This window comes from Nocardia sp. NPDC002869, assembly GCF_046764065.1.
GTDB classification, from domain to species: domain Bacteria; phylum Actinomycetota; class Actinomycetes; order Mycobacteriales; family Mycobacteriaceae; genus Nocardia; species Nocardia rhamnosiphila.
In genome coordinates this window covers 1-19877 of the sequence record NZ_JBKOOL010000045.1, presented here as the reverse complement: position 1 = coordinate 19877, position 19877 = coordinate 1, and the positions used below count along the sequence as shown (strand labels likewise).

The window sequence follows — 19877 nt, the reverse complement described above, 5'->3', positions numbered from 1 at the left end:
GATATCGGCGAGCTTGCTAGCCGGACAGTTCGGAGGGCACGGCTCCGATAACCTTTCGGAGTTGCTCGGCGATATCCGGGACCTCCTCCAGTTCGCCGGTGGCGACCGCGATCATCAGGTCGTACGCCAACTCTTCGTTCAGGCCATCGATATTCACGCTGTTGCGGGCCAGGAAGATCGCACCCGCCGTGATGGCCAGCCGTTTGTTCCCATCGATCAGCGGGTGGTTTTTGGCAATGGAATGCAGAAGGGCCGCGGCCTTGTCCCACAGGGCGGGGTAGGCGTCGGCGCCGAAAACCGTCGCCTGCGGTCGGGCTGTCGCGGACTCGAGGAGACCTGGGTCGCGAATGATGTACCCGCCCACGACGGCGTCGGCGATGGCCCGGAGGTCTGCGGTGGTCAGGTAGTAGATCTCTCCCGGGTTCATTCGGCCAGCCTGTCGAGCAGCGCGCGATGCTTGGACGCGAATCGCTGCGACAGTTCACGTACCTGGCTATCGGCGGTCTCTGCCATTGCTTCCGGAACAACAGCGGCTACGCGACGGCCGTGTCTTGTCAGGTGGACCACTTTACCTGCCTCGGCCGCCGCGACTACCTCGGCGAGCTTGTCACGCGCTTCGCTGACGGGTAGTTCCCAGGCGTCGAAATCGGGAGCAGTCATACGCATGATCGTACATATATCTTCGATAATTGTACGAAATTATGTCGCGTCTCCGGCCACCCGGCCGTCTTGTCGCCAGTCACCTCTTCCAGAGCACACACGAGTCGACCGGCTTTCGGACCATCGACGTCCGCAGATCAGTCACCCCCAGCAGACTCATGATCTCCTCCGTGCTCATCTCCTCGACCTTTTTGCGGCCGATCGTGCCGCCTGTTCGGTAAGTGAGTCGACAGCCACGTCCGGAGGCGTCGTCCGTCTGGACGATCACAAGGGCGCCGTCGATCTCGACCACCTCTACGTTGTCTCCCTCGCGAAGGTTGAACTTCGCGCGTAATGCTGCGGGGATCGTGATCTGTCCGCTGCTGTCGAGTATCACCGCGCACTCCTGATGGGGCGGATTACAAGGGTTACGCAACACTGCGCGGTGATACTACGTCGATAATCGATAACGCGGCGGATCAGGCGGATTCGGGGACGAACTGCGCCAGGGGGAGCAGGTGGTTGGTGGCGCCGCCCAGGGCGAACTCGTTGCGGGTGGCGGCGGTGAAGTAGTTGTGCGCGATGTGGTCGCGGTCGATACCGACCCCGCCGTGTACGTGGACCAGGGTGTGGGCGACCTGGTGGCCCGCCTCGGCGGCCCAGAACTTCGCGGTGTGCACTGCGCCGGTGGCGTCCAGGCCCTCCGCGAGCTGCCAGGCGGCCTGGGTGACGGTCAGGCGCAGGCCCTGGAGGCTGATGTAGCTGTCGGACAGGCGCTGGGCCACGGCCTGGAAGCTGCCGATGGCGCGGCCGAACTGCTCGCGTTCGCGGGCGTAGTCGGCGACCAGTTCAAGGGAGCGTTCGAGGATGCCCAGCTGCTGGGCGGCCAGGCCGAGCCAGGCGCGGTCGAGCAGCCAGTCCAGGATCCGGGCGCCGTCGTCGACGGTGCCGAGCAGTTCGGCCGGCGCGTCGGTGAACTCGACCAGCGATTCGGCGCCACGGTCGGTCACCTGCTGGGGGGTCACAGTGACGGAGGCAGCCGCGGGGTCGACCAGGAAGACGGCGGCGACTCCGGACACCGTCGCGGGCACCAGGATCCGGGCCGCGCGGTCGGCGACCGGGACCGTGGTCTTGGTGCCGGTGACGCGCCAGCCGCCGTCGGTGTCGGTGGCGGTCGTGGTGGGGCGGGCCGGTTCCCAGTTGTGTTCCTCGGCCAGTGCCACGGTCAGGATCGCGGTGCCCGCGCCGGCGTCGGTGGCGAGCTGCTGCTGCGCGGTGGACCCGAACTCGGCCAGCGCGCCCGCGCCCAGGACGACCGACCACAGGTAGGGGACCGCGGCGACGTACTTGCCGAGTTCGCGCAGGATCGCGGTCTGTTCCAGCGCACCGAAGCCGCTGCCGCCCACTTCCTCGGGCAGGGCGGCGGCGAGCACGCCGGTCTCCGCGAGCGATTTCCACAGCGGCTCGTCGAATTTCGCGGTCCCGCGGTCCAATTCGCGCAGGCGGTCGGCGGTGACCAGTTTGTCGCAGACCTCGCCGGTGAGCCGGGCCAGATCCGACTGGGCTTCGGTGGGGGTGAAATCCATGGTGAACTCCTGAATCGGGTGTCAGCGGCCGGAAGCGGGCTGCTTCAGAGCGGTCATGGCGATGATGTCGCGCTGCACTTCGTTGGTGCCGCCGCCGAAGGTGAGGATCAGGGCGGCGCGATGCATCCGCTCGAGCCGGCCGCGCAGGACCGAACCGGGGGAGTCCTGCCGCAGCGAGGCCTGCGGGCCGAGCACCTCCATGAGCAGCCGGTAGGCCTCGGTGGACAGTTCGGTGCCGTAGACCTTGCAGGCCGAGGCGTCCCACGGGCGCGGCGCGGCGTCCCCGCCCGCGTCGGCCCGGCTGGCGATCTCCCAGTTCATCAACTTCAGGTATTCGACCTTGGCGTGCACCCGGGCCAGATTGAGCTGCACCCATTCGCGGTCGAAGACGCGGGAGCCGTCCGCGGCCTTCGTCTCCTTGGCCCACGCGGTCGTCTGGGCCAGTGCCAGCTGCAGCGCGGCGGCGGAGGTCAGGGCGACCCGCTCGTGGTTGAGCTGATTGGTGACCAGCGGCCAGCCGCCGTTCTCCGGACCGACCAGCGAGGTGACCGGTACCCGCACATCCTGGTAGTAGGTCGCGCTGGTATCGGGGCCGGCCATGGTGTGCACCGGGGTCCAGGAGAAGCCCGCGGCCTCGGTGGGCACGATCAGCATGCTGATGCCCTTGTGCTTCTTGGCGGTGGGGTCGGTCCGCACGGCCAGCCAGATGTAGTCGGCGTAGGCGATGAGGCTGGTCCACATCTTCTGGCCGTTGATCACGTAGTCGTCGCCGTCGCGCACCGCCGTGGTGCGCAGACTCGCGAGGTCGGTGCCCGCGCCGGGCTCGGAGTAGCCGATGGCGAAGTGCAACTCACCGGCGGCGATCCTGGGCAGGAAGAACTTCTTCTGCTCGTCGCTGCCGTAGTGCATGATCGTCGGCGCGACCGAGTTGATGGTCAGGAACGGCACCGGGGCGCCCGCGATGGCGGCTTCGTCGGTGAAGATCAGCTGATCCAGCATGGGCCGGTTCTGGCCGCCGAACTCCTCGGGCCAGCCCAGGGCGAGCCAGCCGTCGCGGCCCATCTGCGCGACGACCTCGCGGTACACATTGCCCTGGCCGTACTCGCCGGTCTGGGAGCTGAGCGCGGCCCGCCGCTCGGGGGTGATCAACCGGGCGAAGTATTCGCGCAACTCGGCGCGTAGCTGGTCATGTTCCGGGGTATACGCAATGCGCATGGCGGTACCTCGAGCCTTCGTTCTACGGGATTGGAGATGGGCCGGGATGTGGGATCGCGCCGCGCTCACCCTCTGAGAGCGCGGAATGGATCTCCGATACCTTGCTCCGATCATTGCATATGCACTGAAACATGTTCCAGTATTGAAGGGTAATCAGCCCATGTAGCCAGTCTCGTCGGCCGTCGCTTGTCAGGCTTCGGCCATGGGGCGGGAAAAGGAGTTTCGATGAAGGTCAGCGTTGACTTCGATCAGTGCGAAGCGAACGGAATCTGTGCGGGAATCGCTCCCGACGTCTTTGAACTCGATGACGAGGACATGCTGCACGTCGCCGAGGGCGAGGTTGCGCCCGATCAGGAGTCGCAAGTGGCCGAAGCGGTCGCGCAATGCCCGAAAGCGGCGTTGCGTTTGCTGTGAATCGGCTCTTGCCGTGAATAAGAACACGTTCTAGAGTCGGCCCGGTGAGCGATACAGATACCAGCCTTGCCGGGCGAGTTGCGATCGTGACCGGAGCGGGTGCGGGCCTCGGTAAGGCCGAAGCGCTCGCCCTGGCCGCAGCCGGGGCCTCGGTCGTGGTCAATGACCTGGCCGAGTCCGATGCCGTGTCCGAGACGCTGGAGCAGGTACGGGCACTCGGCGCCAAGGCCGAGTTCGTGGCCGGCAGTGTCGCCGAGCGGTCCACCGCCGACGCCTTGATCGCCGCGGCCACCGAATCCTTCGGTGGCCTGGACATCGTGGTCAACAACGCGGGTATCACCCGCGACAAGATGCTGTTCAACATGTCCGACGAGGACTGGGATGCGGTCCTCGCGGTACATCTGCGCGGGCATTTCCTGCTGACCCGCAATGCCGGCGCCTACTGGCGGGCGAAGTCGAAGGAAGCCGGTGCGCCGGTCTACGGCCGGATCGTCAATACCTCTTCCGAAGCCGGGCTGCTCGGTCCGGAGGGGCAGGCCAACTACGCCGCCGCCAAGGCCGGTATCACCGCTCTCACGCTGTCCGCCTCGCGTGCGCTGAACCGGTTCGGTGTCCGGGCCAATGCCATCTGCCCGCGAGCGCGTACCGCCATGACCGAACAGGTCTTCAGCGCGGCCCCCGAGGGCGAGGTCGATCCGCTCTCGCCCGAGCATGTGGCGCGGTTGGTGGCCTACCTGGCCGCTCCCGCGGCCGACGCGGTCAATGGGCAGGTGTTCGTCGTGTACGGACCCATGGTCGCGTTGATGGCGGCGCCGGAGGTCGAGCGGCGGTTCGACGCCGCGGGCGCGCAGTGGTCAGGTGACGATCTGGCCACCACGCTGACCGGTTACTTCGCCGGGCGCGAAGAAGGTCGTACGTTCTCTGCAACGGCTCTGCACGAACTGGGTTGAGTGTCGGCATCGGAGCGGGTCACGGGGTGTGGGCCCCCCAACGCGCCCGAGGAGAGTTGAACAACCGTCCAGTTATTGGTAAACAGAGTGGTCGTACTGTGCCCGGCCTCACACAATGATGCTCAAGGCGTATGAATTGTGTTTCAATCCCGCTGTCTGGGATTGAGGCAAGTTTCCAGTTCAGAAGCCTCAAAATGGCCCCAATCAGGAAATGAACATGTTCTACTTAGCGGGGCGTGCGCCGGGGTGTCTCCCGAGCTGCCGCCAGCGGGACCAGTAGTCGGGCAAGGAGGATCTACAGTGACCGAGGTCCTTACCGTGCCATTGCGGGCCGTCGGCGGATTCTTCGAACTCGCCGCGGCTGTGGCCCGGGCAAGTCTGCGCCGGCCGTTCCAGATGCGCGAGTTCATCGATCAATCGTGGTTCGTCGCGCGAGTGTCCATCATCCCGACACTCCTCGTGGCCATACCCTTCACCGTGCTGGTGAGTTTCACCCTGAACATCCTGCTGCGCGAGATCGGCGCCGCCGACCTCAGTGGCGCGGGCGCGGCCTTCGGCGCGGTCACCCAGGTCGGCCCGATCGTCACCGTGCTCATCGTGGCGGGAGCCGGCGCCACCGCCATCTGCGCCGACCTCGGGGCCCGCACCATCCGTGAAGAGATCGACGCCATGAAGGTGCTCGGTATCGACCCCATCCACCGCCTGGTGGTCCCCCGCGTCCTGGCGTCGATGTTCGTGGCGCTGCTGCTGAACAGCCTGGTGTGCACCATCGGCATCGTGGGCGGATTCCTTTTCTCGGTCTATCTGCAGGACGTGAACCCCGGCGCGTTCGTCAACGGCATCACCCTGCTGACCCATCTCCCCGAATTGCTCATTTCCGCGGTCAAGGCCGGCCTTTTCGGCTTGATCGCCGGCCTGGTGGCCTGCTACCTGGGTTTGAACGTCAAAGGTGGTCCCAAAAGTGTCGGTGATGCGGTGAACCAGACAGTGGTTTTCGCCTTCATGGCGCTGTTCGTGGTGAATGTCGTGGTCACCGCCGTCGGCCTGAAATTCGCGGTGCGGTGATATGTCGGCCTCGGTGATAATCCAGTCCCGCTTCCCGAAATTCACCCGTCGTGTTCGGCGCTGGTCGACTTCCCTGGACAACCTCGGTAAGCAGGCGGTCTTCTACGGCAAGGCGATCGGCTCGATGCCGCGCGCGCTGGTGCACTACCGCACCGAGACGATCCGGCTCATCGCCGAGATCAGCATGGGCAGCGGTGCGCTCGCGGTGATCGGCGGCACCGTGGTGATCGTCGGCTTCCTCACCCTCTTCTCCGGCGGCACCATCGCCGTGCAGGGCTACAGCTCGCTCGGAAATATCGGTGTCGAGGCGCTGACCGGCTTCTTCGCGGCATTCCTCAATGTCCGCATCGCCGCCCCGGTGATCTCCGGAATCGGCCTGGCGGCCACCATTGGGGCGGGTTCCACCGCTCAGCTGGGGGCCATGCGAGTGGCCGAGGAGATCGACGCCCTGGAAGCCATGGCGATCCGGCCGGTGCCGTACCTGGTGGGCACCCGGGTGCTCGCCGGAATGATCGCGATCGTGCCGCTCTACGCGCTGGCCGTGATCGCGTCGTTCATCGCCAGCCGATTCGCCACCGTCGTCATCTACGGTCAGTCGGCCGGTGTGTACGACCACTATTTCTCCACATTCCTTATTCCGAGCGACATTCTGTGGTCGTTCGCCCAAGCCATTTTCATGGCGCTGGCGGTGATGATGATCCATACCTATTACGGCTACCACGCGGCCGGCGGCCCGGTGGGGGTGGGCGTCGCGGTGGGTAACGCGGTGCGCAGCTCGCTGGTCGCCGTGGTCACGGTGACGCTGCTGATCTCCCTGGCCGTCTACGGCACCTCCGGCAACTTCAACCTTTCCGGATAGCCGCGATGACGGGACTGATGCGAGCGAACAGCAAGGGGGCCGGGGCGTCGAACGCCACCGCGGGCGGGTCGTCCCGCGGCGGCGGGGACCCCTGGGCCCCCGTCGGGGTGAACCGCTGGACCGCGGTACGTGAGAAGGCCGGGCCGAAACTGGCCGGGGCGGGCATGGTGCTGGCGGCGGTGGCGGCCGTGACCGTCTCCCTGACCATGTTCTTCGGCGGCTTCACCCCGAGCGTCGAGGTGACCGTGGCCGCGCCGCGCAGCGGCCTGGTGCTCGATCCGGACGCCAAGGTGAAGGTGCGCGGGGTGCAGATCGGGCGGGTCGCCGGAATCGACCGCACGCCCGGCGGTACGAACCTGCGACTGGCCCTGAACCCGGACCTGCTGCACCTTGTCCCGGCCAACTCGACCGTCGATATTCGTTCGACCACGGTCTTCGGCGCCAAGTACATCAACTTCGTGATCCCGCCGCAGCCCGCCGTGAAATCCCTGCAACCGGGCGCGCTCCTGGCGGCCGATCAGGTGACCGTCGAGTTCAACACGCTGTTCCAGCATCTCAGCGATGTCCTCGCCGATGTGCAGCCGGAGAAACTGAGCGCCACGCTGACCGCCCTGGGCACGGCACTGCAGGGCCGCGGCGTCAGCCTCGGGCAGCTGCTCGCCGACAGCGACGCCTACCTGCGCGAGATCAACCCGATGCTGCCCACTCTGCAGCGCGACCTGAACACCACGGCGGCGGTCGGCAACCTGTACGCCGATGTCTCCGGTGATCTGCTGCGCACCGTGGACGGCGCAACGGTCAGCAGCCGCACCCTCACCGAATCCGAATCCGAGGTCGACTCACTGCTGGCGAACATCACCGGTCTCGCCGACACGACAGGTGCGGTGCTGCGCGACAACGAGGGGCAGGTCAATACCGCCCTGGACCTGCTGCGCCCGACCGGTGAGTTGCTGAACGGGTACAAGGAAGCGTTGTTCTGCCTGATCGGCGGGAGCGCCAAGGCGCTGCCGCTCGGTGAGGCGGTCTTCGGCGGCGGACAGGAAGGTGTCGCCCTGAACACGGGATTCATGTACGGGTCTCCGCCCTACACCTATCCGAACGATCTACCGAAGGTGAACGCCACCGGCGGGCCGCGGTGCGCGGGTCTGCTGGACCGGGTGCCGGACAGCCATTCCGACTACGTCGTCACCGACACATCGGAAGGCCATCCCTACACGCCCGTGACGAAACTACAACTCAACGCGCCCAAGGTTTTCCAGGTATTGTTCGCCGGACTCCCGGGGGTGGGACAGCCATGAGGAACACCGGTACCACCGTCAAACTCGCCGTCTTCACACTGGTGATGACCCTCATCTTCGCCGGCCTCGCGGTGGTCTTCTCCCAGATGCGTTTCTCCCGGGAAACCGGCTACAACGCGGTCTTCACCAGCGCCTCGGGCATGCTGCCCGGCGACAAGGTCCGGATCGCCGGGGTGCCGGTCGGGTCGGTGTCGTCGGTGAAGGTCGACGACGAATACCACGCGCACGTGAAGTTCGATGTCGACACCAAATACAAGCTGCTGACCAGTACCCGCGCGACCATCCGGTACGAGAACCTCGTCGGCGACCGCTATCTGGAACTGATGGAGGGCCCCGGTGAGGCCACCACCCTGCACAAGGGCGGCACCATCGGACTGGACAAGACCGCACCCGCACTCGACCTGGACATGCTGCTGGGCGGGTTCAAACCACTGCTGCGCGGGCTGAACCCGGCGCAGGTCAACGATCTGACCAATGCGCTGCTGCAGATCTTCCAGGGGCAGGGCGGCACCCTGGTCGAACTGCTCAACAGCGGTGGGTCGTTCACCAGAACCCTCGCCGACCGGGACGCGCTCATCGGCAGCGTCATCGACAATCTGAACTCGGTGCTGAAAACCATCGACGACCGTGGCGACCAATTCGCCACCACCATCGACGAACTGCGCCGTCTGGTGAGCGGGCTGGCCGCGGACCGCGACCCGATCGGTGCCGCGCTGCCCCGCATCGCCGACGCCACCGCCGCCACCACCGATCTGCTGGCGCAGGCCCGCCCCGATCTCGCGGCGACCATCGCGCAGACCGGGCGGCTGGCCACCAATCTCGACAACGGTTCGGACACCGTGCAGTGGGTGCTGGACAAACTGCCGGCCACCTACCGCAAGCTCATCCGCATCGGTTCCTACGGTTCGTTCCTGCAACTGTACGTATGCCGGACGAACTTCCTGATCGACGGTCCGGACGGGAAACCGCTGCTGCTCGAACTACCCGGTGAGCAGACGACCGGAAGGTGTGCCAGCGAATGAAAGAGCAATCGCGGGCGGTGACCATCGGCGTCGTCGGCCTGGTGCTGGCCGCGGCGGTCGCGTTGTCGGCCCTGCAATTCGAACGACTGCCCTTCATCCGCGGTGGTGCCACCTTCACCGCCTACTTCGCCGACGCCGGTGGCCTGGTGACCGGTGACGACGTGGAGGTCGCGGGGGTGCGTTCGGGCAAGGTCGAGGATGTGAGCCTGGACGGCGCGCAGGTGCTGGTGCGGTTCAGCCTCGACGAATCGATCGTGCTCGGCGACAAGACCTCGGCCGCCATCAAGACCAATACGGTGCTGGGCCGTAAATCGCTGGCCGTCGCCCCGGCCGGCGACGGGGCCCTGAAGGTCACCGACACCATTCCGCTCGGCCGCACCACCTCGCCGTATTCGCTGAACGAAGCTCTCAGCGATCTGGCCGGCACAGTAGGCGACCTGGACCTGCAGAAGGTGAATCAGACCCTGGACACGCTGTCGGCCGCCTTCGCCGATACGCCGGCGCCGCTGCGGTCCGCGCTGGACGGGGTCACCGCGCTCTCACGCAGTATCAACGCCCGCGACCAGGCGCTGTCGGATCTGCTGACCCGCGCCCAGGACGTCACCAAAATCCTGGCCGACCGGGCCGATTCCATCAACGCCCTGCTGGTGGACGGTAATCAGCTGCTCGGCGAACTGGACCGGCGGCGTACCGCGATCAGTCAGATGATCGTGTACGTCAACGCGCTCGCCCAGCAGCTGTCCGGGCTGGTGCACGACAACGAGGCCCAGTTGCAGCCGGCGCTGGACAAACTCAACTCGGTCCTGGACCTGCTGGAACGCAACCGGGACAACATCAACGGCGCGCTCGACGGTCTGGGCCCGTTCGCCGCGGCGCTCGGTGAACAGGTCGGCAGCGGCCCGTACTTCAACGCCTACGTCGTCAACGCCAGCAGTGAAACACTGCACCCGCTGGTGGACGCGCTGGTGTGGCCGCAGCACCTGCCCGAATCGCTGCGCGCCTATCTGCTCGAACCCGGTCCCAAGATCGGCCCGTCCGTACAGGAGCCGCCCCGATGAGGTGCGATACCTCCGCCTTCGCTGCGGCCTCCGCGGACTGCATGTCTGCGCTTCGGGGAGGCTCGCTCATCCGATCCCTCCGCCTTCGCTACGGCCTCCGCCGTCCGCATGAAGCTGCTCCGAGGAGGACCCTGTGAGGCGATACCTCCGCCTTCGCTACGGCCTCCGCCGTCCGCATGAAGCTGCTCCGAGGAGGACCCTGTGAGGCGATCCCTTCGCCTTCGCTCCGGGCTCCGCGGACCGCATGAATTCGCTCCGAGAAGGAGCGGTCCTGCGATGCCTTCGTCTTTGTTCCGGTCTCCGCGGTCCGCATGCGATTGCTCCGAGGAGGACTCGATGATGCGATACCTCCGCCTTCGCCGCGGCCTCCGCCGACCGCATGAACCTGCGTCGAGAGGGAGTGATGCTGTGGTGGCTTCGTCTCGTTCGGGACTTTGCGGGCCGCATGAATCTGCTCCGAGGAGGATCCTTTGTCGACTCTGACGGACAAGGTTCGGGCCATTCCACGTAAGTGGGTGGCGATCGTTGCCGGTGTCGTGGTGGTGGCGCTGGTCGCCTTCGGCGGGTACACGGCCTACCAGCGGATCACCAAGAACGAGGTCACCGCCTACTTCACCTCCACCAGCGGCCTCTACGCCGGTGACGAGGTGCGGGTGCTGGGTGTGCCGATCGGCCGGATCGACAGCATCGAACCGGGCAAGGATCAGGTGAAGGTCACGATGTCGGTGGACGGCAGCGTCGACCTGCCCGCCGACGCGCGAGCGGTGATCATCGCGCCGTCGCTGGTGTCGGCCCGGTTCATCCAGATCGCGCCCGCCTACACCGGCGGCGACACCCTCGGTGACGGCGCCGTGATCCCGATCGACCGCACCGCGGTCCCGGTCGAATGGGACGACATCAAGACCGAGCTGAACAAACTGTCCACCGCCCTCGGGCCGGTCGGGGACGACCCGCAGGGTTCCTTCGGCCGGTTCGTGGACACCGCGGCCGACAACCTGGACGGTAACGGCGACCGGTTCCGCGCCACCCTGCACGAACTCTCGGCCACCCTGACGACCCTGTCCGACGGCCGCACCGATCTGTTCGGCACCATCCGGAACCTGCAGAAGTTCGTGGACGTGCTGTCCAAGAGCAACGATCAGATCGTGGAGTTCGGGGGCCGGCTCGCCTCGGTGTCCTCGGTGCTGGCCGGGGTCTCCCAGGATCTCGGCGCCGGTCTGGACAACCTGGATCTGGCGCTCGGCGATGTGCACCGGTTCCTGGACGGCAGCGGCACCGAACTCACCGAGGGTGTGCAGCGGCTGGCCGATGTCACCCAGATCCTGGTCGACAAACGGCCGCAACTGGAACAGGCACTGCATTCGGGCCCGACCGCGCTGGTGAACTTCTACCAGATCTACAAACCCGCCCAGGGCACGCTGACCGGCGCCATCTCACTGAACAACTTCGCCGATCCGCTGAGCTTCCTGTGCGGTTCGGTACGTGCGCTCGAACAGCACGAATCCGAGACCAGCGCCGACCTGTGCGCCCAGTACCTCGCCCCGGTGCTCAGTTCGCTGGCCATGAACTATTTGCCCATCATGACCAACCCCGCGACCGGTGTCACGGCGTTCCCGAACCAGCTGCAGTACACGACGCCGGATCTGGCCGGGAAGGTGGATCCGCAGAAGGTGGGCCCGCCGGCCGCGCCAGAACCGGCGCCGATCACCGTGCCGGCCGGGGTCGCGGGGCTGGCCATTCCCGGTGTGCAACTGCCCGGGATTCCCGGTCTGCCCGGAGGAGGACGATGATGCGCCGGCTCGAGCTGCGGGGCCCGGACGCCCGGCGCCGGATCGCCGCGGTGGCGGCGGGACTGACGCTGGCGCTGTCGGCCACGGGCTGCCAGTACGACGGCCTCAACTCGCTGCCGATGCCCGGTACCGAGGGCACCGGCGAAGGCTCCTACAAGGTCCGGATCCAGATGCCGAATGTGACCACGCTGACCCGGAATTCACCGGTGCGCGTGGACGATGTCGCGGTCGGCACGGTGACCGATATCGAGGTCGAGAATTGGCATGCACTGGTCACGGTATCGCTGAACCCCGGCGTGGTGCTGCCGGCCAACGCCACCGCCAAGATCGGGCAGACCAGCCTGCTCGGCAGCAACCATGTGGAGCTGGCGCCGCCGACCGGGGTGCCGCCGGAGGGCCGCCTGGCCGACGGCGATGTGATCCCGCTGGACCGTGCCGGTGTCTATCCGACCACCGAACAGGTGCTGTCCTCGCTGTCGGTGGTGCTCAACGGCGGCGGTATCTCGCAACTGGAGAACATCACCACCGAACTCAACAAAGCACTCGTCGGCAACGAGGACGAGGTACGCGACCTCATCCCGCAGATGAACGATCTGATCCGCAATCTCGACGCGCAGCGGGGCGACATCATCGCCGCGATGGAGGGTCTGGACCGGGTCAGCGGGCAATTCGTGCGGCAGACCGATGTGGTGGCCGCGGCCATCGAAGAGATCCATCCGGCGCTCACCGTGCTCGCCGACCGGCGGCAGAACATCACCACCACCATCACCAAACTCGGTGAGCTCAGTGATGTGGTGAACCGCCTGATCGCCGCGAGCGGCGACAACCTGAAAGCGAACCTGGCCAACCTGGCCCCGGTACTGCAGACCCTCGCCGACACCGGCGCCGATCTCACCGAATCGCTGAAGATCATCGCCTCCTTCCCGTTCCCGCTGAAGAACCTGGACAAGGCGATCAAGGGCGACTATCTGAACCTGTTCATGACCGTCGACCTCACCGGCGCGCGACTGGATTCCAACTTCCTCACCGGCACCGGCCTCGGCGGTATGTTCGGCGGGGTCGAGGTCGCGCTCGGTCAGGTCGCCGGACCCGCCGGACAGCAGGGCAACCCGCTGACCACGCCGCTGGCGCCACCGCCCGCGCCGGCCGGCGGGGAACAGCCGCAACCGACAATTCCAGGGCTACCGCCGATTCCCGGCCTGCCCGCCATCCCCGGGCTCACGGTGCCGATGCCCGGGCCGCAGCCGCAAGGGGGCGAGGGCCCGTGACACTCACCCGTTTCGTTCGGATCCAGCTGATGATCTTCGCGATCCTCACCGTGGTCGGGCTGGCCGTCATGGGCGGCACCTATGTGGGCGTGCCCGCGCTGCTCGGGATCGGCCGCTACGAGGTCACGGTGGAGCTGGCGGCCACCGGGGGGCTGTACCAGAACGCCAATGTCGCCTTCCGCGGCACGAATGTCGGGGTGGTCCGCGAGGTCCGGCTCACCAGCGAAGGAGTCGAGGCGAAGCTGTCGGTCGACAGCGACTACAAGATCCCCGCCGACTCCTCGGCGCTGGTCCGCAGTGTCTCGGCGATCGGCGAACAGTACGTCGACCTGGTTCCGCCGCCGGATCCCGGCAGCGCCAACCTCTACGACGGCAGCGTGATCCCAGTGGACCGCACCGAACTCCCGCAGGATGTGGGGGCGCTGCTGGACCAGGCCGACCGCCTGCTGGCCAGCGTCGCCGACACCCGGCTGCGGCAGGTCATCGACGAGGCGTTCCGGGCGTTCAACGGCGTCGGGCCGGATCTGCAGCGCTTCATCGACTCCGCGTCGCTGCTGGTGCAGGAAGCCAACGACAATGTGGGCCCGACCAAACAGCTGATCGAGCAGATCGGGCCGCTGCTGGACACCCAGGTGAACTCCGATGCCGCGATCCGCTCCTGGACCCGGGATCTGGCGACGGTCACCGACACCCTGCGCGCCCATGATCCGGCGCTGCGCAATATCCTCGCGAGCGGCCCGGCCGCGCTTCAGCGGGTGACCCGGCAGTTCGAAGATCTGCGGCCGACTCTCCCGCTGCTGCTGAACAATCTGGTGAGTGTCGGCCAGGTGGGCGTCACCTACCACTCGGGTCTGGAACAGATCCTGGTGGTGTATCCGCCGCTGATCGCGGCCCTGCTCACCGCCGTCCGCGGGCCGATGGAATACGGCGCGCTGGTCGACTTCATGACCGTGCTCAACGACCCGCCGCCGTGCACCACCGGCTTCCTGCCGCCCGACCAGCGCCGCGATCCGAGCGAACTCGACACCATCGACACGCCCGAGGGCCTGTACTGCAAGGTGCCGCAGGACGACAAGACCGCGGTCCGCGGTATCCGGAACACGCCGTGTATGGAATATCCCGGCCGCCGGGCACCGAGCCCCGAATTGTGCCGCACCGGCTACGTTCCGCTCGGTACCAATCCACCCTTCGGGCCGCCGCAGCCGGTCGCCCCGACCGAACCGCCGGCGCCGGTGGCGCCCGCGGCCTCCCCCGACACGGCGCCGGGGGTTGCCGGAGTACCCCCGGCACCTGCTAGTTTCTCGGGCGCAAGCACCCCCGCTGCCGCACTCTCCTACGATCCGGACACCGGGGTCTACACCAGCAGCGATGGACGCAGCTACCGTCAGGGCGATATCGCCCCCGGCGGTTCGGGCACCGTACCCGCGGATTGGCAGGCAATGTTCGAGGAGCAGCAACGATGAGCGAAACCAAGGACCCGCGCCGTACCCGCCGGCGGGCCAGCCGCACCGCGGGCCCGCCCCCGGCCGAGGACGCGGCGACCGAGAAGCTCGGAACCGGCGCTGCCGATCCCGGAGCGGTTCAGGAAGCGTCGGCGGCCGCGGAGACGGTCGCCACCGGGGAAGCAGCGGGTTCCGCGGAACAGACCGGAACAGTTGCCCCGAAGGCCGGGGCAACTGCCGCGAAGACCGGGAAAACGCTGCCCGCGCCCGGGAAGACCGAGAAGGAGACGGTCGGAGCCGGCGGGAAATCCACTGCCGAGCCCGTCACCGAGAAGGTCACCCTCGGTGAATCCGCCGAGGGGATGTCGGGGTCCGCCGAGGTAGCGGAGAGTTCGGCGGAAACCGTACAGCTGGTGAAAGCCGGCGCCGCAACAGAGAAGGCCGGCGACTTCGCGGCGGATGAGACCGGAACCACCGAGGCTCCGGCGTCCGGCCGGTCGTGGAAGCGGATCGCTGCCCTCACCGCGGCGGCAGTGCTGGTGATCGGGCTGGTCGCCGCCGCCGTGGTCTCGGTGTTCGCCGTGCAGTCCACCCAGCAGCGTGACGAACGCCGCTCCGAATATGTGGCCACCGCGCGGCAGACGGTGCTCAACCTGACCACCATTCGCGCCGATACCGCCAAAGAGGATATCGACCGCATCCTCACCATGGCGTCCGGTGAATTCAAGACCGAATTCGACGGCCGGGTGGACCCGTTCACCGAAATCGTGAAACAGGCCAAGGTCGTCTCCACCGGTGAGGTGGTGGAGGCCGCGGTCGAACGCGACGACGAGAAGTCGGCGGTGATCCTGGTGGCGGCGAAGCAGACGCTCACCAACGCGGGGTCGCAGGAACAGCAGCAGCGGTTCTATCGATTCCGGGTGACCGTGCAGCGGGCCGACGACGGCACGCTGACCGCCTCGGACGTCGAGTTCGTGGCATGAGACGGGCCAGCATGACCGGGCCGACCCTGCATGCCGAGAGGAACCGAGAATGAGCGTGCGTAACAAGATCCTGCTCGGCGTGACCGCGGCGGTGGTGGTCGCGGCGGCGGTGGTAGCCGGTATCGGCGGCTACCGGTACTGGGACTACCGGCAGTCGGAGCAGTCCCGCACGGATGCCGTGGCCGCGGCGACCCGGACGGTATCGGCCATGTTCAGCTACGAATTCCAGACGGTGGACTCGGAACTGCCCAAAACCGCCGAGGACCTCGCCCCGGATTTCAAGGCCGACTACCTCGAGCTGATCGACAAGGCCATCGTGCCCGGGGCCAAGGAGAAGGAACTGACCGTCAAGGCCACCGCACAGGCCGGGGGAGTGGTCTCCGCCGACCGTGCGCACGCCGTGGTGCTGCTGTTCCTCAACCAGATCACCACCAGCAAAGAAAGCCCGCAGGGCACCACCACCGGCAGTCGGGTGCGGGTCGCGCTCGACAAATCCGACGATCGCTGGCTGGTCGCCTCGGTCACCCCGATCTGACCGGCGTCCGAGCCGGCCGGACACCGATCGGCGGCGCGCGATCACAGCCTCACGAGGGCCCTCACCGACGCGGTGGGGGCCCTCGCCGGTTCACCCGGGTCCGCCCGGAAACAGAAAACCGCCGGTCGACCGCGAGAGCGGTGCGACCGGCGGTTTCGTCCGGAGCCCCCTGTCAGGATTGAACTGACGACCTTTCGCTTACAAGGCGAGTGCTCTACCACTGAGCTAAGGAGGCGAGAAGCGGAGCCATCATAACCGTACGCGGCCGCTGCGCGACACCTGATTGCGATGTCGCACAGCGGTTGTCCGGTTCTACCGGCTCCGCGTGCGGCCTACTTGCGGGCCGCCTCGTCCGCCGCCATGGCGTCACGCAGGCTCTTGGGCCGCATATCGGTCCAGTTCTGCTCCACGTACTCCACACAGGCGGCACGGCTGTCCTCACCGAAGACCACCCGCCAGCCGGCCGGGACTTCGGCGAAGGCGGGCCACAGGGAGTGCTGTTCTTCGTCGTTGACCAGTACGAAGAAGCGGCCGTCCTCGTCGTCGAACGGGTTGGTGCTCATTTCACCTCACTGGGGTGCTCATGGGTTGCGGATTCGGATCTGTGTGGGCCCGCCCCGGCCGCCCGGGTCTGATTTCCGGCTGCCGCGTCGCGGACCCAAACGATGTGTCGACACTAGCAAGCTCGGCGTTAGCGGTGGGCCCTCCCCTCACGCGGCGAAGAATTCCAGCAAGATCTTGTTCACCGCGTCCGGACGTTCCAGATAGCCGTAGTGGCCGGCATCGGGAACCTCCTGGTAGCGGCCGCCCGGAATGGCGTCGGCGACCTCTCGGGCCAGATAGGGCGGGATCATCCGGTCGTCCGCGAAACCGACGGCCAGGCACGGCACCCGGATATCGCGGTAGGCGTGCAGCCGGTCGAACTCGTGGTCCATCCGGCGCTGCGCCCGGATCCCGGGCGGCACCGGACCGCCGGTGAACTCGAACAAATCCAGCCAGTCGCGGGCCTTGTTCGTATCGGCCATGGTGGCCGGCGAGAGATTCATCACCGCGGTCAGCGCGGCCTCGTACTTGGCCGGCAACCGCACCTCGTTCTGGTCCATCTCGTGTTCGCCCAGCGACAGGGTCTTCTGGAACTGGTCCAGCCGGCCGTGACCGGCGAGGAACACCGCCTTGCGCACCAGCTCGGGTCGCGCGAGCGCCAGCTCCTGCGCCACCCGGGCCCCCATCGAGGTACCGGCCACGAGCGCGGGACCCTCGTCCAGGAACTCGATCAGGGCCGCCGTATCGGCCACCATCTCGTGGATGGTCATCCCGTCGGCGGCCTCGTAGCTGGGCGCGATACCCCGGTTGTCGAACGTGCACACCCGGTATCCGGCGGCGAGCAGGGCCGGCACCTGGTGCAGCTCCCACACCCGGCCGGGGCTACCGGTGCCCATGACGAGCACCACCAGCGGACCGCCGCCTTTGACGTCGGTGCCCTTGGCGCGGTCTCCCTTGACCTGATAGTTGAGCGATATTCCGTTCACCGTGGCCAACGGCATGCTGCGGGCCCCTTCCTCATCGTTTCTGCTGCCAAAGGTATAGCCCCGGGGGCCCCGCCACGTTACCCGCGCCGGGAGCGACCCCGACCCCGGACAGATACCATTGACATTTCACATACAAGCGCACCAGCCGGGAGGACTGAGATGGCCACGAAGAGCAGCGCCAACGGTATCGCCGACGACGAACTGGAACCCCTCGCCGACGAGACCGCTCGTCAGGCGCAGCGGGTCGTGGCCGCCTACGCCGCCGATGCCGACGAATGCCGGATGCTCCTGTCGATGCTCGGTATCGGCCCCGGAGCCCGCACCGAGTAAACAGCCGCCGGCGCCAACGGCGACGTCGGCGGATCCCCACACACAACTACATGGCGTTCAGCGCCGCGCAAAGGATGCGTGAGTGGACCAGATGACCGATCAGCCGTCCAGCGATTCCACCCCCGAGGATGAAAACGCCGTATCCGCGGACCGGCCCGGAGACCGTAACGGCTCCGGGCCGGCAGGCAGCCCGATCGATCCGGCGGAGGCGCTCCCCGAGGCGGTGGATGCCGAACCCTTGCGCGAGCGCGGGGCCGGTTCCGGTTTCGTGGTGGTGGCCAACCGGCTACCGGTCGACCTGGAGAAGCTGCCGGACGGCAGCAGTCGCTGGAAACGCAGCCCCGGCGGACTGGTGACCGCGCTGGAGCCGGTGCTGCGCAGCAATCGGGGCGCCTGGGTCGGTTGGGCCGGTGTCCCCGATGTGGAGGTCGACCCCATTGTCGAGGACGGGCTGGAACTGCATCCGGTACCGCTGTCCGCGCAGGAGGTCGCCGACTACTACGAGGGCTTCTCCAACGCCACCCTGTGGCCGCTGTACCACGACGTCATCGTCCGCCCCGTCTACAACCGGCACTGGTGGTCGGCCTACGTCCAGGTGAACCGGCGTTTCGCCGAGGAGACCGCGAAGGTCGCCGCCGAGGGCGCCACGGTGTGGGTGCAGGACTACCAGCTGCAACTCGTGCCCAAGATGCTGCGGATGCTGCGCCCGGATCTGACCATCGGATTCTTCCTGCACATCCCGTTCCCGCCGGTGGAACTCTTCATGCAGATGCCGTGGCGTACCGAGATCGTGGAGGGGCTGCTCGGCGCCGACCTGATCGGCTTCCATCTGCCCGGCGGCGCCCAGAACTTCCTCTACCTGGCCCGGCGCCTGGCCGGTCAGCCCACCTCGCGCGGCACCGTCGGAGTCCGGTCGAAGATGGGCGTGGTCCAGGTCGGGTTCCGGACGGTACGGGTCGGGGCCTTCCCCATCTCCATCGACTCCGCCGGACTGGACGAACACTCGCGCCGCCGCTCGGTGCGCGAGCGTGCCGCCCGCATCCGCGCCGAACTCGGCAGTCCCAAGAACATCCTGCTCGGTGTCGACCGCCTCGACTACACCAAAGGTATCGACATCAGGCTCAATGCCCTCGAGGAACTGCTGGCCGAAGGTCGTGTCGACCCGACGGAAACCGTGATGGTGCAGCTGGCCACGCCCAGCCGGGAACGGGTCGAGAGCTATATCCAGATGCGCGGCGATATCGAACGGCAGGTCGGCCGCATCAACGGCGAGTTCGCCCGGGTCGGCTATCCCGTCGTCCACTACCTGCACCGCCCGATCGCCCGTGAAGAACTCATCTCCTTCTTCGTGGCCGCCGATGTCATGCTGGTGACGCCGCTGCGCGACGGTATGAACCTGGTCGCCAAGGAGTACGTCGCCTGTCACTCCGGCCTCAACGGAACCCTGGTGCTCAGCGAGTTCACCGGCGCCGCGGCCGAGCTCCGCCAGTCCTATCTGTGCAACCCGCACGACCTGGACAGCGTCAAGGACGCCATCGTCGCCGCCCTCACCGACGACCGCGAAACCCGCCGCCGCCGGATGCGCTCCCTGCGCCGCCAGGTCCTGGCCCACGATGTGGACCGCTGGGCCCGGGCGTTCCTGGACGCACTGGCCCAAGGCCAGGTCGCCGGGAAGGCTCTGATGGCCGACGGAAACCATGACGACGAGGACTACCGCGACTAGGGTTCGAGGCCCGGAAAAGGGACGGGACCTTCGGGGGCCTCGACCCCGCGGCGCCGGAGGCGCCGCAATTCAACACAGCTTGTTCACAGCCCCGCGTGCCGGTGACCCTGGCCGAGATCGCGCGGCTCGCCGGTGTCGGTCGGGCAGCAGTCAGTAACTGGCGGCGGCGGC

General features: G+C 67.2%; 21 protein-coding genes and 1 tRNA gene. 14 read left to right on the top strand and 8 right to left on the bottom strand.

The annotated features are described in order from the left end of the window. Positions 1-16: 16 nt before the first annotated feature. The 5 genes from ACLML9_RS11420 to ACLML9_RS11400 all read right to left on the bottom strand — a co-directional run bounded on the left by ACLML9_RS11420 (position 17) and on the right by ACLML9_RS11400 (position 3440). Positions 17-427, bottom strand: coding sequence for a type II toxin-antitoxin system death-on-curing family toxin (locus ACLML9_RS11420; protein ID WP_411945481.1), 411 nt, complete (start codon positions 425-427; stop codon positions 17-19). Continuing rightward, positions 424-660 (bottom strand): type II toxin-antitoxin system prevent-host-death family antitoxin, encoded by a 237-nt coding sequence (locus ACLML9_RS11415; RefSeq protein ID WP_169811878.1) that lies wholly within the window; start codon positions 658-660, stop codon positions 424-426. The genes ACLML9_RS11420 and ACLML9_RS11415 overlap by 4 nt, the downstream gene beginning before the upstream one ends. Positions 661-739: 79 nt before the next feature. Then, positions 740-1036 carry an AbrB/MazE/SpoVT family DNA-binding domain-containing protein gene (locus tag ACLML9_RS11410; protein ID WP_411945480.1) on the bottom strand — a complete coding sequence of 99 codons (297 nt, stop codon included), beginning with the start codon at positions 1034-1036 and terminating at the stop codon, positions 740-742. An 82-nt stretch (positions 1037-1118) separates the two neighbouring features. Then, complete coding sequence (locus ACLML9_RS11405) at positions 1119-2225, bottom strand: acyl-CoA dehydrogenase family protein (protein ID WP_411945479.1); 1107 nt, start codon at positions 2223-2225, stop codon at positions 1119-1121. A 21-nt stretch (positions 2226-2246) separates the two neighbouring features. After that, positions 2247-3440, bottom strand: a complete 1194-nt coding sequence (locus ACLML9_RS11400) for an acyl-CoA dehydrogenase family protein (RefSeq protein ID WP_411945478.1) — start codon at positions 3438-3440, stop codon at positions 2247-2249. 225 nt (positions 3441-3665) lie between these two features. Between ACLML9_RS11400 and ACLML9_RS11395 the strand changes: the two genes are divergently transcribed. From ACLML9_RS11395 to ACLML9_RS11340, 12 genes are all read left to right on the top strand, one after another. Beyond that, a complete protein-coding gene (locus ACLML9_RS11395) occupies positions 3666-3854 on the top strand; it encodes a ferredoxin (protein ID WP_030522901.1) in 189 nt (62 codons plus the stop codon). 44 nt (positions 3855-3898) lie between these two features. Then, the gene (locus ACLML9_RS11390) at positions 3899-4804 is read left to right on the top strand and encodes a 3-oxoacyl-ACP reductase (RefSeq protein ID WP_411945477.1); all 906 of its coding nucleotides are present in this window, start codon (positions 3899-3901) and stop codon (positions 4802-4804) included. A 300-nt stretch (positions 4805-5104) separates the two neighbouring features. Continuing rightward, positions 5105-5869 carry an MlaE family ABC transporter permease gene (locus ACLML9_RS11385; protein WP_030522899.1) on the top strand — a complete coding sequence of 255 codons (765 nt, stop codon included), beginning with the start codon at positions 5105-5107 and terminating at the stop codon, positions 5867-5869. Position 5870: 1 nt separating this feature from the next. Next, entirely contained in the window at positions 5871-6728 is an 858-nt protein-coding gene (locus ACLML9_RS11380; protein WP_411945476.1) for an MlaE family ABC transporter permease, read from the top strand. 164 nt (positions 6729-6892) lie between these two features. Beyond that, on the top strand, positions 6893-8026 hold the full coding sequence (locus ACLML9_RS11375) for an MCE family protein (protein WP_411945493.1): 1134 nt from the start codon (positions 6893-6895) through the stop codon (positions 8024-8026). Then, positions 8023-9048: an MCE family protein gene (locus ACLML9_RS11370; protein ID WP_265802749.1), complete on the top strand. Its 1026-nt coding sequence runs from the start codon at positions 8023-8025 to the stop codon at positions 9046-9048. Before ACLML9_RS11375 ends, ACLML9_RS11370 begins: the two co-directional genes overlap by 4 nt. Beyond that, positions 9045-10106: an MCE family protein gene (locus ACLML9_RS11365; protein ID WP_265802748.1), complete on the top strand. Its 1062-nt coding sequence runs from the start codon at positions 9045-9047 to the stop codon at positions 10104-10106. Before ACLML9_RS11370 ends, ACLML9_RS11365 begins: the two co-directional genes overlap by 4 nt. A 470-nt stretch (positions 10107-10576) precedes the next feature. Next, positions 10577-11896, top strand: coding sequence for an MCE family protein (locus ACLML9_RS11360; protein ID WP_411945475.1), 1320 nt, complete (start codon positions 10577-10579; stop codon positions 11894-11896). Beyond that, positions 11893-13164 (top strand): MCE family protein, encoded by a 1272-nt coding sequence (locus ACLML9_RS11355; protein WP_411945474.1) that lies wholly within the window; start codon positions 11893-11895, stop codon positions 13162-13164. The genes ACLML9_RS11360 and ACLML9_RS11355 overlap by 4 nt, the downstream gene beginning before the upstream one ends. Beyond that, positions 13161-14627 (top strand): MCE family protein, encoded by a 1467-nt coding sequence (locus ACLML9_RS11350; RefSeq protein WP_411945473.1) that lies wholly within the window; start codon positions 13161-13163, stop codon positions 14625-14627. The genes ACLML9_RS11355 and ACLML9_RS11350 overlap by 4 nt, the downstream gene beginning before the upstream one ends. Then, the gene (locus tag ACLML9_RS11345) at positions 14624-15589 is read left to right on the top strand and encodes a hypothetical protein (protein ID WP_411945472.1); all 966 of its coding nucleotides are present in this window, start codon (positions 14624-14626) and stop codon (positions 15587-15589) included. The genes ACLML9_RS11350 and ACLML9_RS11345 overlap by 4 nt, the downstream gene beginning before the upstream one ends. Positions 15590-15638: 49 nt before the next feature. Further along, positions 15639-16124: a h domain protein gene (locus ACLML9_RS11340; RefSeq protein WP_411945471.1), complete on the top strand. Its 486-nt coding sequence runs from the start codon at positions 15639-15641 to the stop codon at positions 16122-16124. A gap of 163 nt (positions 16125-16287) precedes the next feature. On the opposite strand, the gene ACLML9_RS11335 is transcribed toward ACLML9_RS11340, so the two are convergent. The 3 genes from ACLML9_RS11335 to ACLML9_RS11325 all read right to left on the bottom strand — a co-directional run bounded on the left by ACLML9_RS11335 (position 16288) and on the right by ACLML9_RS11325 (position 17668). Continuing rightward, a tRNA-Thr gene (locus ACLML9_RS11335) sits at positions 16288-16359 on the bottom strand. A gap of 97 nt (positions 16360-16456) precedes the next feature. Further along, the gene (locus ACLML9_RS11330; protein ID WP_030522889.1) at positions 16457-16687 is read right to left on the bottom strand and encodes an MbtH family protein; all 231 of its coding nucleotides are present in this window, start codon (positions 16685-16687) and stop codon (positions 16457-16459) included. Positions 16688-16834: 147 nt separating this feature from the next. After that, entirely contained in the window at positions 16835-17668 is an 834-nt protein-coding gene (locus ACLML9_RS11325) for an alpha/beta fold hydrolase (protein ID WP_265802744.1), read from the bottom strand. A gap of 144 nt (positions 17669-17812) precedes the next feature. On the opposite strand from ACLML9_RS11325, the gene ACLML9_RS11320 reads away from it, so the two are divergent. Further along, positions 17813-17983 carry a hypothetical protein gene (locus tag ACLML9_RS11320; protein ID WP_168165630.1) on the top strand — a complete coding sequence of 57 codons (171 nt, stop codon included), beginning with the start codon at positions 17813-17815 and terminating at the stop codon, positions 17981-17983. Positions 17984-18074: 91 nt separating this feature from the next. Then, complete coding sequence (locus ACLML9_RS11315; protein WP_411945492.1) at positions 18075-19706, top strand: trehalose-6-phosphate synthase; 1632 nt, start codon at positions 18075-18077, stop codon at positions 19704-19706. The last annotated feature ends 171 nt before the right edge of the window (positions 19707-19877 follow it).

Coding starts and splice junctions, on each gene's coding strand:
- ACLML9_RS11420 (WP_411945481.1), bottom strand. CDS start 427: ATGAACCCGGGAGAGATCTACTACCTGACCACCGCAGACCTCCGGGCC.
- ACLML9_RS11415 (WP_169811878.1), bottom strand. CDS start 660: ATGACTGCTCCCGATTTCGACGCCTGGGAACTACCCGTCAGCGAAGCG.
- ACLML9_RS11405 (WP_411945479.1), bottom strand. CDS start 2,225: ATGGATTTCACCCCCACCGAAGCCCAGTCGGATCTGGCCCGGCTCACC.
- ACLML9_RS11400 (WP_411945478.1), bottom strand. CDS start 3,440: ATGCGCATTGCGTATACCCCGGAACATGACCAGCTACGCGCCGAGTTG.
- ACLML9_RS11395 (WP_030522901.1), top strand. CDS start 3,666: ATGAAGGTCAGCGTTGACTTCGATCAGTGCGAAGCGAACGGAATCTGT.
- ACLML9_RS11380 (WP_411945476.1), top strand. CDS start 5,871: ATGTCGGCCTCGGTGATAATCCAGTCCCGCTTCCCGAAATTCACCCGT.
- ACLML9_RS11375 (WP_411945493.1), top strand. CDS start 6,893: ATGGTGCTGGCGGCGGTGGCGGCCGTGACCGTCTCCCTGACCATGTTC.
- ACLML9_RS11370 (WP_265802749.1), top strand. CDS start 8,023: ATGAGGAACACCGGTACCACCGTCAAACTCGCCGTCTTCACACTGGTG.
- ACLML9_RS11365 (WP_265802748.1), top strand. CDS start 9,045: ATGAAAGAGCAATCGCGGGCGGTGACCATCGGCGTCGTCGGCCTGGTG.
- ACLML9_RS11355 (WP_411945474.1), top strand. CDS start 11,893: ATGATGCGCCGGCTCGAGCTGCGGGGCCCGGACGCCCGGCGCCGGATC.
- ACLML9_RS11345 (WP_411945472.1), top strand. CDS start 14,624: ATGAGCGAAACCAAGGACCCGCGCCGTACCCGCCGGCGGGCCAGCCGC.
- ACLML9_RS11340 (WP_411945471.1), top strand. CDS start 15,639: ATGAGCGTGCGTAACAAGATCCTGCTCGGCGTGACCGCGGCGGTGGTG.
- ACLML9_RS11330 (WP_030522889.1), bottom strand. CDS start 16,687: ATGAGCACCAACCCGTTCGACGACGAGGACGGCCGCTTCTTCGTACTG.
- ACLML9_RS11325 (WP_265802744.1), bottom strand. CDS start 17,668: ATGCCGTTGGCCACGGTGAACGGAATATCGCTCAACTATCAGGTCAAG.
- ACLML9_RS11320 (WP_168165630.1), top strand. CDS start 17,813: ATGGCCACGAAGAGCAGCGCCAACGGTATCGCCGACGACGAACTGGAA.
- ACLML9_RS11315 (WP_411945492.1), top strand. CDS start 18,075: ATGACCGATCAGCCGTCCAGCGATTCCACCCCCGAGGATGAAAACGCC.